At 64.7% G+C, this 12,407-nt stretch carries 12 protein-coding genes; 3 read left to right on the top strand and 9 right to left on the bottom strand.

Going from position 1 to position 12,407, the window contains the following annotated elements; genetic code table 11:
* Positions 1–8: 8 nt before the first annotated feature.
* Positions 9–434: a nucleoside-diphosphate kinase gene (gene ndk, locus BM365_RS01230; protein WP_093485870.1), complete on the bottom strand. Its 426-nt coding sequence runs from the start codon at positions 432–434 to the stop codon at positions 9–11.
* Between the two features lie 220 nt (positions 435–654).
* On the opposite strand from ndk, the gene BM365_RS01225 reads away from it, so the two are divergent.
* Genes BM365_RS01225 through BM365_RS01215 form a run of 3 tightly spaced genes read left to right on the top strand, consistent with a single transcriptional unit; the run spans position 655 to position 4,914 of the window.
* Positions 655–1,284, top strand: coding sequence for a TetR/AcrR family transcriptional regulator (locus BM365_RS01225; RefSeq protein WP_093485868.1), 630 nt, complete (start codon positions 655–657; stop codon positions 1,282–1,284).
* Positions 1,285–1,309: 25 nt separating this feature from the next.
* Positions 1,310–3,682, top strand: coding sequence for a 3-hydroxyacyl-CoA dehydrogenase/enoyl-CoA hydratase family protein (locus BM365_RS01220; RefSeq protein WP_093485866.1), 2,373 nt, complete (start codon positions 1,310–1,312; stop codon positions 3,680–3,682).
* A gap of 26 nt (positions 3,683–3,708) precedes the next feature.
* Positions 3,709–4,914 (top strand): acetyl-CoA C-acyltransferase, encoded by a 1,206-nt coding sequence (locus BM365_RS01215; protein ID WP_093485864.1) that lies wholly within the window; start codon positions 3,709–3,711, stop codon positions 4,912–4,914.
* A gap of 64 nt (positions 4,915–4,978) precedes the next feature.
* On the opposite strand, the gene BM365_RS01210 is transcribed toward BM365_RS01215, so the two are convergent.
* From BM365_RS01210 to BM365_RS01175, 8 genes are all read right to left on the bottom strand, one after another.
* Positions 4,979–5,323 (bottom strand): tRNA-binding protein, encoded by a 345-nt coding sequence (locus tag BM365_RS01210; protein ID WP_093485862.1) that lies wholly within the window; start codon positions 5,321–5,323, stop codon positions 4,979–4,981.
* Positions 5,320–6,618, bottom strand: coding sequence for an NAD(P)/FAD-dependent oxidoreductase (locus BM365_RS01205; protein WP_093485860.1), 1,299 nt, complete (start codon positions 6,616–6,618; stop codon positions 5,320–5,322). The genes BM365_RS01210 and BM365_RS01205 overlap by 4 nt, the downstream gene beginning before the upstream one ends.
* Before the next feature lie 50 nt (positions 6,619–6,668).
* On the bottom strand, positions 6,669–7,571 hold the full coding sequence (gene galU, locus BM365_RS01200; protein WP_093485858.1) for a UTP--glucose-1-phosphate uridylyltransferase GalU: 903 nt from the start codon (positions 7,569–7,571) through the stop codon (positions 6,669–6,671).
* Positions 7,568–9,481 carry a nucleoside-diphosphate sugar epimerase/dehydratase gene (locus BM365_RS01195; RefSeq protein WP_093485856.1) on the bottom strand — a complete coding sequence of 638 codons (1,914 nt, stop codon included), beginning with the start codon at positions 9,479–9,481 and terminating at the stop codon, positions 7,568–7,570. The genes galU and BM365_RS01195 overlap by 4 nt, the downstream gene beginning before the upstream one ends.
* Before the next feature lie 18 nt (positions 9,482–9,499).
* Complete coding sequence (locus BM365_RS01190) at positions 9,500–10,477, bottom strand: MraY family glycosyltransferase (protein WP_093485854.1); 978 nt, start codon at positions 10,475–10,477, stop codon at positions 9,500–9,502.
* Positions 10,477–11,655 carry a lipopolysaccharide assembly protein LapB gene (gene lapB, locus BM365_RS01185; protein ID WP_093485852.1) on the bottom strand — a complete coding sequence of 393 codons (1,179 nt, stop codon included), beginning with the start codon at positions 11,653–11,655 and terminating at the stop codon, positions 10,477–10,479. The genes BM365_RS01190 and lapB overlap by 1 nt, the downstream gene beginning before the upstream one ends.
* A 3-nt stretch (positions 11,656–11,658) precedes the next feature.
* Positions 11,659–11,937 (bottom strand): LapA family protein, encoded by a 279-nt coding sequence (locus BM365_RS01180; protein ID WP_093485850.1) that lies wholly within the window; start codon positions 11,935–11,937, stop codon positions 11,659–11,661.
* A 71-nt stretch (positions 11,938–12,008) separates the two neighbouring features.
* The gene (locus BM365_RS01175; RefSeq protein WP_056878658.1) at positions 12,009–12,314 is read right to left on the bottom strand and encodes an integration host factor subunit beta; all 306 of its coding nucleotides are present in this window, start codon (positions 12,312–12,314) and stop codon (positions 12,009–12,011) included.
* Positions 12,315–12,407 lie beyond the last annotated feature (93 nt).

Genomic DNA, 12,407 nt, shown 5'->3' with positions numbered 1-12,407 from the left:
CATATCGCTCAGCGCGAGAACACTTCGGTGGCGGCGAAGAAGTACGCAATCTCGATGTTCGCGTTCTCGACCGAGTCCGAACCGTGCGCGGCATTGGCGTCGATCGAATCGGCGAAGTCGGCGCGGATCGTGCCCGGCGCAGCGTCCTTCGGATTGGTCGCGCCGAGGATGTCGCGATGCTTCAGCACGGCGTTCTCGCCTTCCAGCACCTGGATGGCGACCGGGCCGGAGATCATGAACTCGACCAGCGCATTGAAGAACGGACGCTCGCGGTGCACGGCGTAGAAACCTTCCGCTTCACGACGCGAGAGGTGCTTCATCTTCGCGGCAACGATCTTCAGACCGTTCTTTTCGAAACGGGCATAGATTTCGCCGATGACGTTCTTGGCGACGGCATCGGGCTTGACGATCGACAGGGTGCGCTCCAGCGCCATGGGGATTATCTCCGTTGGGCGGGCCACGTTACGGCCCAAGGTTAACATGAAAAACCCGCGTCGAAACGCGGGCTTAGACTAGAAAGCGTAGCGAGATTCTAACGTACCGCGTGCCGGTTTGCAGCCCTCGCACACCGCGATTGTGCAAAGCAGCATGACTTGCCTGGTGCCACCCCCGACAATGAGTCAAACAAGCGTTTGATTCAGTGCCGGAGGGGCCATGGGCAACACCACGCATTTCTCGACCAAGGAACGGATCCTGGGGGCGGCCGAAGAGCTGTTCGCCCAGCACGGCTTCGCGGGCACGTCCCTGCGTCAGGTCACCAGCCGGGCCGACGTCAACATCGCCGCGGTTAACTACCACTTCGGCAGCAAGGAAAACCTCGTCAACGAAGTCTTCCGCCGCCGCATGGACGACATGACCGCCGCCCGTCTCTCCCAGTTGGAAAAGGCCCTGGCGGAGCATCCCGCCCAGCTGGCCCCCATTCTCGCCGCCTTCGTCGAGCCGGCGCTGGCCCTTGCCCAGGACCGCCACGGCGGGGGCGCCTTCGTCCGCGTGATCGCCCGGGCCTACGCCGAGAAGAACGATGGCCTGCGCCAATTCCTCTCGGACCATTACGGCCACGTCCTGCGCGAGTTCGGTAAGGCGATCGCCGCCTGCGTGCCGGGCCTGAGCAAGGAAGAGCTGTACTGGCGGCTGGACTTCTTCTCCGGTGCCCTGACCTACGCCATGGCCGATTTCGGCCTGATCAAGCGCCCCACAGGCGTCACGGAGGCGGCGCATCGTGAGCGCGCCGCCCGTGAACTCATCCGCTTCGCCGAGGCCGGCCTGCGCGCCGACCATGTCTGAAACCCCTGCAATCCAAGGAAATTCCATGTCCAATCCATTGCTTGTACGCAAGGCGGCCGTGCTGGGCGCCGGTGTGATGGGCGCGCAGATCGCCGCGCACCTGACCAACGCCGGCGTCGACACTGTGCTGTTCGACCTGCCCGCCAAGGAGGGCCACCCGGACGGCATCGTGCACAAGGCCATCGCCAACCTGGCCAAGCTCAGCCCCGCCCCGCTGGCGAGCAAATCGCTGGCCGAGGCCATCACGCCGGCCAACTACGAGACCGGGCTGGAGCACCTGAAAGGCTGCGACCTGATCATCGAGGCCATCGCCGAACGGATGGATTGGAAGCAGGACCTGTACAAGAAGATCGCGCCGTTCGTGGCGCCGCATGCGGTGCTCGCGAGCAACACGTCCGGCTTGGGAATCAACAAGTTGGCGGAAGTTCTTCCTGAAGAACTTCGCCATCATTTTTCGGGCGTGCATTTCTTCAACCCTCCCCGCTACATGCACCTGGCCGAGCTCATCCCGGCCAAGTCCACGGACAAGGCCGTACTCGAGGGCTTGGAAACGTTCCTGACCACGACCCTCGGCAAGGGCGTGGTCTATGCGAAGGACACGCCCAACTTCATCGGCAACCGCATCGGCGTGTTCTCGATCCTGGCCACGGCCCACCACACCGGTGAGTTCAAGCTCGGCTTCGACGAGGTGGACGCGGTCACCGGCCCGCTGATCGGCCGCCCGAAGTCCGCGACCTATCGCACTTCGGATGTCGTGGGCCTGGACACCATGGCCCATGTCATCAAGACGATGGCCGACACGCTGCCGGACGATCCGTGGCATGCCTACTTCAAGTCCCCGAAGTGGCTGGAGGCCCTGATCGCCAAGGGCGCGCTGGGCCAGAAGACCGGTGCCGGCATCTTCCGCAAGGTCGGCAAGGACATCGTCGTCCTCGACCTGGAGAAGCAGGACTACCGCGCCGCCGACCGCACCGCCGCGCCTGAGGTGGTCGAGATCCTGAAGATCAAGAACCCGGCCGAGAAGTTCGCGAAGCTGCGCGAGAGCCAGCACCCGCAGGCGCAGTTCCTGTGGGCGGTGTTCCGCGACCTGTTTCACTACAGCGCGTATCACTTGGCCGACATCGCTGAAACCGCGCGCGACGTCGACCTGGCGATCCGTTGGGGCTACGGCTGGTCGCTGGGGCCGTTCGAAACCTGGCAGGCCGCTGGCTGGAAGCAGGTGGCCCAGTGGATCGCAGACGACATCGTGGCCGGCAAGACCATGAGCAGCGCCCCGTTGCCGAACTGGGTGTTCGACGGCCGCAACGGTGTGCACGGCGCCGAGGGCAGCTACAGCCCGGCCCGCAATGCTTTGCTGCCGCGCTCCTCGCTGGACGTGTACGCGCGCCAGCGCTTCCCGGACCCGCTGCTGGGTGAAGCGTTCGCCCCGGGCGAAACCGTGTTCGAGAACGACGGCGTCCGGCTGTGGACCGACGGCGACGGCATCGGCGTGATCAGCTTCAAGACCAAGATGCACACCGTGTCCGACGCGGTGCTGGCCGGCGTGCAGGAATCGGTCGCGATCGCCGAACAGCGATTCAAGGGCCTCGTGATCTGGCAACCGAAGGAGCCCTTCTCCGCCGGCGCCGACCTGGCCGGTGCGTTGGGCGCGCTGCAGGCCGGCAAGATCGCCGAGTTCGAAGCGATGGTGGCCAACTTCCAGGCCACCAGCCAGGCCATCAAGTACTCGCTGGTGCCGGTCGTGGCCGCGGTGCGTGGCCTCGCCCTGGGCGGCGGCTGCGAGTTCCAGATGCACAGTGCGCGCACCGTGGCGCACCTAGAAAGCTACATCGGCCTGGTCGAAGCGGGCGTCGGCCTGCTACCCGCGGGCGGTGGCTTGAAGGAACTCGCCGTGCGCGCGTCGCAAGCCGCAGGCCCGGGCGGCGACGTATTCGCTGAGCTCAAGAAGACCTTCGAGACGATCGCGATGGCCAAGGTTTCGGCTTCCGCCGTCGAAGCCAAGGAACTGGGCCTGATGCGCGCGGGCGACAAGGTCGTTTTCAACGCCTACGAACTGCTCCATATCGCCAAGCAGGAAGCGCTGGCGCTGGCCGAGACCGGTTACCGCCCGCCCCTGCCCGCCCGCCGCATCCAGGTCGCCGGCGACGTCGGCATCGCCACTTTCAAGATGATGCTGGTGAACATGCTGGAGGGCCGCTTCATCAGCCCGTACGACTACGAAATCGCGGTGCGCATCGCCACCGTGTTGTGCGGCGGCGAAGTGGACCGCGGCGCAGTGGTCGACGAAGAGTGGCTGCTCAAGCTGGAACGCAAGCACTTCGTCGAACTGGCCCAGCAGGAAAAGACCCAGGCCCGGATCGCGCACATGCTGAAGACCGGCAAGCCACTGCGTAACTGACCGACGACGACACAGGACACCGAGACATGAGCAAGCAAGTACAAGAAGCCTATATCGTCGCCGCCACCCGCACGCCGGTCGGCAAGGCGCCCAAAGGCGTGTTCCGCAACACTCGACCGGACGACATGCTGGCGCACGTGCTGAAGTCGGTCGTGGCGCAGGCGCCGGGCATCGACATCAACCGCATCGACGACGCCATCATCGGCTGCGCGATGCCGGAAGCCGAGCAAGGCATGAACGTGGCGCGCATCGGCCTGTTGCTGGCCGGCTTGCCGAACACGATCGCCGCGCAGACCATCAACCGCTTCTGCTCGTCCGGCTTGCAGGCCGTGGCGATGGCGGCGGACCAGATCCGGCTCGGCAATGCCGACCTGATGCTCGCCGGTGGCACCGAGAGCATGAGCATGGTGCCTATGATGGGCAACAAGATCGCCATGGCCCCCAGCGTGTTCGACAACGACCATGTCGCCATCGCCTACGGCATGGGCATCACGGCCGAGAAAGTCGCCGAAGAATGGAAGATCTCGCGCGAAGATCAGGACGCGTTTGCCGTCGCTTCGCATCAGAAGGCCCTGGCGGCGCAGGCAGCGGGCGAATTCCGAGACGAGATCAGTGCCTATGAAGTGATCTCGCGCCAGCCCGACCTCGCCGGCAATACGGTTCGCCTGAAGAAGCTGCTGGTCGAGCAGGACGAGGGCCCTCGCGCCGATACGTCGCTGGAGGGCCTGGCCAAGCTGCGTACCGTGTTCCGCAATCCGCAATTCGGCGGCACCGTGACCGCGGGCACCTCGTCGCAGATGAGCGACGGCGCAGCCGGCGTGCTGTTGGCCTCGGAGCAGGCGATCAAGGATTACGGTCTGACCCCGCTGGCACGCTTCGTCAGTTTCTCGGTCGCCGGCGTGCGCCCGGAAGTGATGGGCATCGGCCCCATCGCCGCGATCCCGAAGGCGTTGAAGCAGGCCGGCCTGACCAAGGACCAGTTGGACTGGATCGAGCTTAACGAAGCCTTTGCCGCGCAGGCGCTGGCGGTGATCCGTGACAGCGAACTGGACGCATCGAAGATAAACCCGCTGGGCGGTGCCATCGCGCTGGGTCACCCGCTGGGTGCGACCGGCGCCATCCGCACCGCCACCCTCGTGCACGGCATGCGTCGCCACCAGAAGAAGTACGGCATGGTGACCATGTGCATCGGCACCGGCATGGGTGCGGCGGGCATCTTCGAATCGCTCTGAGCAGCACAGCGCTGCAAACGACATGGCGCCGCGAGGCGCCATGTTCGTTTTCGCGAACTGGAACTCAGGCCAGGCGCGCGCCGTTGGGGACGGGCCGCTCGATCGCCGTCACGACGACGCCCGCATCGGTGGGGAAACCCGTGAGCAGGAACTCTGACAGAAACGGCCCGACCTGCTTGGGCGGAAAATTGACGACGCCCACGATCTGCCTGCCCACGAGATCATCCACGCCGTAGAGCGCATGGATCTGCGCGCTGGTCTTCTTGATGCCATGCGGCCCGAAGTCCACCCAGACCTTCCATGCCGGCTTGCGCGCCTCTGGAAAAGGCTCCACACGCACAACAGTGCCAGCGCAGAGATGCACTTTCTCGAAATCCGCCCAGCTGATCGATTCGTCCTGCACGCTCATACGCCCCTCGCCCGTTCACGCCAGTCTTTCCAAGCATCTTTCGATTCGGCCCACCAATAGCTCAACTGCGCACCCAGCAATCCTGCCGGCTTCAACGCCGAGACCAATCCGTAGTCGGTGAACTCACGCCACCGCGGATCGTCGTGTGCAATGGCGGCTGCCAGAACCTCACCTGCAAACGTGGTGGGCGCCACGCCATGTCCGCCGAACGCCTGCGCCAACCACAATCCGGGTTCGATCTGGCCGATCTGTGGCATCTGGTGACGCGCATAGCTCATCAACCCCGACCACGCGTAGTCGATGCCGATCCCGTCCAGTTGCGGAAACACCTTGAGCATGTCGCGGTAGAGCAGGCGCCGCACCTCGATCGGCGAGCGATCGAGCACGGAAATCCGCCCACCCCACAGGATGCGGGTGTCGGGCAGGGGCCGGTAGTAGTCGAAGGCGAAACGCGTGTCGTAAATGGCAGCGCCGGTCCGCAAGATCTCCTGCAATCGATCACCCAGTGGCGCGGTCACCATTACATACGTGGCGATGGGCAACACCGCCGCATCCACGCGCGCACGAAGGCCGGCGAGATACCCGCCGCAGGCCAAGACAACATGCGCCGCCTCGACTTCGCCTTCCGGCGTGCGGACGCGCCACGCGCCACCAACGCGATTGACCGAGAGCGCCGGCGAGTCGGCATGCACCGCCACGCCCACCGCCGTCGCGGCGCGCACAAGACCCCGCGCATAATTCAGCGGGTGAAAGTGGAAGCCCTGGGGCTCGAACAATGCGTCGTGGTAGCGATGGGAGTCGACCTGCGAGCGAAGCCGATCGCGCGGCCACCAGGTCCAATGAGTGTCGTAGTGCTCGGTAAGCAGTGCCTGGCGATCGCGCAGCACCGCGTCATCCTTGAACCAGTTCGCCCAGATGACACCCTGCTCGGTGTGCTCGCAATCGATCGCGTATCGCGCGATCCGTTCCCGGATCAGTTCGACCGCCTGGATCGTGCCGCCATAGAGCGCCTTGGCGCGGGCCGGCCCGAGTTCGCGCAGCAACGCATCTTCACCCCGGGAAAAGCCGCCAAAAACGAACCCCCCGTTGCGCCCGGAAGCGCCGAAACCGGGCGTCCGTGCTTCGAGGACGACGACATCGCGCACCCCGCGTTCCGCGAGTCCAAGCGCCGTGTTCAAACCAGCGAAACCGCCCCCGATGACGCACACACGGGCGTCGTGACGCCCTTGGAGGGTCGCGTGCGGGGCGGACGGCGTGGCCGTCGCCAGGTAGTAGCTGGAGGCAGGTTCTGACATCGCGAGCGATTATGCAGCCCCCTGGCCTGCAGAGGCGCCCCGCTCAAGGTTTACTGCAGGTCCCGTACGCCAAGTTCGCTCAACGCGTTCTGCATGGTGTCGCGCGCCGCGTCGCTGAGCTTTTCATGGTCAAGCGCATAACGGATCGTCGCTTCGATCAACCCGATATGTGTTCCGCAGTCGAAGCGGGTGCCCTGGAAACGGTAGGCATGCACGGGCTTCTCTTGCAGCAGCTGCGCGATGCCATCGGTCAGCTGGATCTCGCCACCTGCGCCCGGAGTCGTGTTCTCCAGCAGTTCGAAGATGCGACCGTCCAGGACGTAACGACCGACCACAGCGAGCGTACTAGGAGCGTCTTCCGGCTTCGGCTTCTCGACGATCGCACCGATCCTGCCCTCGCGTCCGTTGAAGGATTCGGTGGCAACGATGCCATAGCTGCCGGTCTGTTCCGGAGCGACGTCCTGCACCGCAATGACGCTGGCGCCTGACCGTTCAGCGGCATCCGCCATCTGCTTCAAGGCGCCGGGTCCCCGGTTCCATATCAGATCGTCGGGGAGCAGTACCGCGAAGGGTTCGTTCCCGACGATGGGTTTAGCGCAAAGCACCGCGTGCCCCAAGCCCAGCGCCTCGGCTTGTGTCACGAACACAGCGCGCACATGCGACGGCAGCACGTTGCGCACCAGGTCGAGCTGCTCGCTCTTCCCTGCCCGCTCCAGCTTCTGTTCGAGCTCGTATGCCTTGTCGAAATAATCGGCCACCGCATGCTTGTAGCGGTTGGTGACGAAGATCAGCGTGTCGCACCCGGCCTCGATCGCTTCATCGACGGCATACTGGATCAGCGGCCGATCGATGATCGGCAACATTTCCTTGGGGACGGTCTTGGTGGCGGGTAGGAAGCGGGTACCAAGCCCCGCGACGGGGAATACGGCCTTGCGGATACGGGTGGAAGTCATCGAGTCCTGCGAGCATCACGGCCTGGGAAGACCACGATGTTAGCGGAAGTCTCGTCATGATCATTTGACAAGGGCGTGAACTCGGGGACCGCGACACGCAGCACCTCCCCCAGCTCGGTGGTGTCGTAGCGCGCGTGGGCGGCACGAAGGCGCTGAAGCGCCAGTTCGATGAACTCCGGCGAAACGTCGCGCGCAAAGGCCTTCATGATCTTGGAATGCGAGGTCGGCTGGTAGCGCTCGTCGGCATGGAAGAGCGTCTCGTGCAACTTCTCGCCCGGACGCAGCCCCGTGTAGACGATGGCGATGTCGCGTCCGGGCTGTTTGCCGGCAAGACGGATCATCTGCTCGGCCAGCAAGCGGATCGGTACCGGATCGCCCATGTCGAGCGTGTAGATCGAGGCGTGGGCCGCGCCCGATGCCGCCTGCAGGATCAGCTGGCAGGCCTCGGGAATGGTCATGAAGTAACGGGTCACCTCGGGATCGGTCACGGTGACCGGCCCGCCCTTGCGGATCTGGTCGCGGAAAAGCGGTACAACGCTGCCCGCCGAATCCAGTACGTTGCCGAACCGGACGGTCACATAGCGAGTGCTGGACCTCGCATCGTCCAGGGCCTGGCACGCCATTTCAGCCAGACGCTTGGTCGCCCCCAGCACGTTGACCGGATCCACCGCCTTGTCCGTCGAAATCAGCACGAAGGTTGCCACGCCCGCCTCACGGCAGGCGCGCGCTACCGTCTCGGTGGTCAGTACATTGTTGCCGACCGCCTCTCGCAGATGGCCTTCCAGCAGGGGCACCTGCTTGTATGCCGCGGCGTGGAAGACCGCATCGGGTTCGGCGATACGCATTGCGTGCGCGATCACCGCGGGGTCGCCACAGTTGCCCAGGACGGGCAGCACCTCAAGATCCGGGAAGGCTCGACGCAGGTCCCCCTGGATCGTGATCAGGGCGAGTTCGTCGATCTCGACCAGGGCGATGCGCTGCGCGCCATGGCGCGCGCACTGCCGGCACAGTTCCGAGCCGATCGAGCCGCCGGCACCGGTGACCATGACCGTGCGCCCCCCCAACCAGCCACGGATGAGCTTCCAGTCCGGGGTCACCGACTTGCGGCCCAGCAGGTCCTCGATCGCGACTTCCTTGAGGTCGCCCGGCATCGACTGGCCTTCGAGTACGTTTACCAGGCGCGGCACCATGCGGAACGGCAGCCCTGTACTCTCGCAGATCGCGACCACACGCTGCATGGCAGGGGCGTCCAGCGAGGGCATCGCGATCACCAGCATGCGGGCGGCGGTTTCGCGTGCGACGGCGGCGGCATCTTCCAGTCCCCCCAGGACGGGGACGCCCTGAAGCTTGGATCCGTGCAGTCGCGGGGCGTCATCGAGGAAGGCCACCGGATGGTAGACACCGGTTCGGCGCAGTTCGCGCACCAGCGCCTCACCCGCACGCCCCGCGCCCATGATCAGTACACGAGATGCGCTCTCGTTCGTCCTCTGCACCTGGACATCTTTCCAAGCGCGATAGCCCAATCGAGGGAAGCCAAGGAAGACGACCATGGCAAAGGGATAGAACCCGAGTACGGCACGCGGCGTGGACCCGAATCGATTGTAGAAGAACAGGCCCAACACGACGCCGAGAAAACCCAGCGCGCAGGCCTTAACGATGTTCCAGAGGTCGGGCAGACTCGCAAACCGCCAGAGGCCGCGGTACAGGCCCATCCACCAGAACACCACGCCCTGCGCCACCAATACGATGGCGATCTCGTTGGACCACAGCGGGAACTCTGGCCCATGGGCCAGCATCGCATAACGCAAACGGTGAAGGACCTGCCAGCAGACCCAGACCATCACGAGATCGTGGGCTGCCACCAAGGCGCGGGGTATCCAACTGCTTACTCGGTCCCGCCAGGATTCCATCAGATCCTTCTCCAGATACTAGTCGCGCCATCCCCTGCGCAATAAAAACCACAATGCACCTGCCGCCGCGTAGCTACCTGCCACGACCGCCGCGCCTGTTCCACGGGTCGTATTCGGCAAGGTGAAGCTTAACAATAAGCTAACGCTACCGAACACCAAATAAATCACGGTTACGCAACTGTGCCCCCATCGCCGCGCGGCCCACTGGTACAGATGGCTGACGTGTGGGGTCCACCAACGCTCGCCGCGCAGCATGCGCCACGCTAACGTGAAGCTGGCGTCGACAAGGAACGCACAGAGTGGCAGGAAGGTCAGCGGCACGGAGTCCAGGGGTGCCGCGACGACCGACATCGCCACCAGCATCGCGAGGGTGTAACCCAGCGCGCCACTGCCCACGTCGCCCATGAAGATGCGTGCGCGCGGAAAGTTGAAGGGCAGGAACCCCGCACAAGCAGCGAACAACGCCCAGGCGATCCAAGTCACGGCCCCACTGGCGGGCATCAACGCCGCGTACGCCAGCGCTGCCAGCGACGCCTGGCTGGCGGCCAGGCCATTGATGCCATCCATGAAATTCCAGACGTTAACCAACACCATGGCAGCCACGAAGGCAAAGATGGCATAGCACAGGGTATCCGTAGCCGACCAGACCCCGGACGCCAACAGTGTTGCGGCGATCGCCTGCACGCCCAAACGTAGCCAAGGCGACAGCGGTCTGTGGTCATCCCACCAGCCGATTCCGGCTACGATCATCAGGCCGGGAACAAAGCTCCAGAGCAGCCAGCGGTCTTCGGCATTTTGCGCGCCGACCGCGATGCCAGCCAGCAGCACCATCGCGACAATCGCGATGCCCCCTCCCCTAGGCGTAGGCGCGGCATGACTTCGCCGTTCGCCGGGGTGATCCATCAGGTTGCCCTTCAAGGCATAGCGCCGTGCCCACCAGGTTCCCATAGCGGCGCCGGCGAAGTGCACCAGCAGCCAGGCAGGCAGTGCCGGCATCAGACCACCGCGTAGTTGAGCAGCGGCTTGATCGTGCCCCACTCCTTGCAGCTAGGGCATTGCCAGTGATGCGTACGCGCGCCGAAGCCACAGCGCGTGCAACGGTAGCTGGGGTTGCGTACCAGCAATTGGTCGGTGATGTGCTTGAGGTCGTTGAGAGTCGCCGTGGGGTCGGCGCCTTCGGCGAGGGTCAGATCGATGAGCGCAGCCTCGCCGCGCACGGAGGGACGATCCTTGAGCTGACGGGCGAGATACGCCCGCGCCGCCGCGACTCCGTCTTGGCGCTCGACCAGCTTCGTCAACGCGAGCACCGGCGCGATCCCGCGGTAGTGCTCGCACATCTCGGAGAGGAACGCGCGAGCGCCCGAGAGGTCGCCCACCTGGTCGTAGCTCGCCAAGAGGCTAGGTAATACCTCCGGCAGGTAGTCGGGATCATGCCGGGCGGCCCGCTCGAAGGCACGGATCGCCGCTTCGGCATTGCCCGCATCGGACTCTATCCGCCCCTCGATGATGCCGGCACGTACGCTGCCGGCGTCGGCCTCATAGGCGCGCGCGACCGCGGTACGGGCGGCGTCGACGCTGTTCGCCGTGCGCTGCCTTTCGGCGAGTTCGCATTCGAACTGAGCGACGAGCTTGCCCATCGGCTCACCGGTGACCTCTTCGTAGCGCCTGGCGTTATCGATGGCTTTTTCCCAATCGCGCTCGGCCTGGTAGATGCCTATCAGGTGCTTGAGCGCTTGCGGGGCGCGCTGGTCGATACGAGCCAAGTCGCTGAAAACCGTTTCAGCCCGGTCGAGCAGGCCGGACCGCATGTAGTCCTCGCCCAAAGCAAGCAGTGCTTGCACCTTCTGCTGGTCATTGAGATCCGGGCGCTGCACCAGTCCCTGATGCAGGCGGATCGCACGGTCCACCTCGCCTCGACGGCGGAACAGGTGACCAAGCGCGACCTGCGTCTCGAAGGTTTCCTTGTCCAGCTCCGCGATATGCAGGAACAGCTCGATCGCCTTGTCCGGCTGCTCGTTCAACAGATAGTTCAAGCCACGGAAGTAGGTGCTCGAGAGACGGCTGACCTGAGTGTCGCCATGCCGCTGTCCGCCGCGCCGGCCGATGATCCAGCCGCTTAGCGCGGCCAGCGGCAGAAACAGGAAGAACCAGAACCACTCGGTGAGGAAGGCCATGGTTCAAACACCCTTGTCCGGGGAGGCCGGCACCGCAACGCCGGGCACGGCGGCCCTGTTCGCCTTGCGAAGCTTTGCGTAAAGGGGCCACACCACGGTGGCGACCACGATCAGGCCGCCGATGACGACACCCAGGAGGAGTGACAGCATGATCCCGACGCCCGATGAGGTCTGGAATTCGCTGAAGACCAGCTTGAGGGTGATCGGCTGGGTATTGAGTACGCCGATGATGAGTCCGTAGGCCAGGAACAACAGCGCGACGACCAGGCGGAAGGTATTCATCAGGCGACTCCGTGCAGGACGGCGCCTAGCTTAGCGGAGACGGCGCGGTAGGACACGCGCCCGAGTGCGGCTTACTCGCCGGCTTCCTCAATCGGCGTGACGTCGCTGACGCGCTCGCGCAGCTCCTTGCCGGGCTTGAAGTGGGGCACATGTTTTGCCGGCAATGCAACGGATTCGCCGGTCTTGGGATTGCGGCCCATGCGGGGCGGACGATAGTGCAGAGAAAAGCTGCCGAAACCGCGGATCTCGATCCGGTCGCCCTGGGACAAGGCACCGCCCATCATTTCCAGCAAGGACTTCACGGCAAGGTCGACGTCCTCGGCCTTGAGGTGGGGCTGGCGACGGCTCAGGATTTCGATGAGTTCGGACTTGGTCATCGGCTAGTGTTCAGAGCGGATGTACCCGCACCGGCCCGGGGCGAACCCGGGCCGGTGGGGACGGTACTGCAGAGAAACGAACGACAGGTAGCC

Origin of the sequence: Pseudoxanthomonas sp. YR558 (assembly GCF_900116385.1) — a bacterium.
Classification (GTDB): domain Bacteria; phylum Pseudomonadota; class Gammaproteobacteria; order Xanthomonadales; family Xanthomonadaceae; genus Pseudoxanthomonas_A.
The sequence above is the reverse complement of the archived record's forward strand: the minus strand, read 5'-3'. Positions and strand labels throughout refer to the sequence as shown.

Excerpts from the sequence above, each read along its gene's own strand:
- BM365_RS01220 (WP_093485866.1), top strand. The coding sequence starts at position 1,310 with ATGTCCAATCCATTGCTTGTACGCAAGGCGGCCGTGCTGGGCGCCGGT.
- BM365_RS01205 (WP_093485860.1), bottom strand. The coding sequence starts at position 6,618 with ATGTCAGAACCTGCCTCCAGCTACTACCTGGCGACGGCCACGCCGTCC.
- ndk (WP_093485870.1), bottom strand. The coding sequence starts at position 434 with ATGGCGCTGGAGCGCACCCTGTCGATCGTCAAGCCCGATGCCGTCGCC.
- BM365_RS01175 (WP_056878658.1), bottom strand. The coding sequence starts at position 12,314 with ATGACCAAGTCCGAACTCATCGAAATCCTGAGCCGTCGCCAGCCCCAC.
- BM365_RS01225 (WP_093485868.1), top strand. The coding sequence starts at position 655 with ATGGGCAACACCACGCATTTCTCGACCAAGGAACGGATCCTGGGGGCG.
- BM365_RS01190 (WP_093485854.1), bottom strand. The coding sequence starts at position 10,477 with ATGCCGGCACTGCCTGCCTGGCTGCTGGTGCACTTCGCCGGCGCCGCT.
- BM365_RS01180 (WP_093485850.1), bottom strand. The coding sequence starts at position 11,937 with ATGAATACCTTCCGCCTGGTCGTCGCGCTGTTGTTCCTGGCCTACGGA.
- BM365_RS01215 (WP_093485864.1), top strand. The coding sequence starts at position 3,709 with ATGAGCAAGCAAGTACAAGAAGCCTATATCGTCGCCGCCACCCGCACG.
- lapB (WP_093485852.1), bottom strand. The coding sequence starts at position 11,655 with ATGGCCTTCCTCACCGAGTGGTTCTGGTTCTTCCTGTTTCTGCCGCTG.
- galU (WP_093485858.1), bottom strand. The coding sequence starts at position 7,571 with ATGACTTCCACCCGTATCCGCAAGGCCGTATTCCCCGTCGCGGGGCTT.
- BM365_RS01195 (WP_093485856.1), bottom strand. The coding sequence starts at position 9,481 with ATGGAATCCTGGCGGGACCGAGTAAGCAGTTGGATACCCCGCGCCTTG.
- BM365_RS01210 (WP_093485862.1), bottom strand. The coding sequence starts at position 5,323 with ATGAGCGTGCAGGACGAATCGATCAGCTGGGCGGATTTCGAGAAAGTG.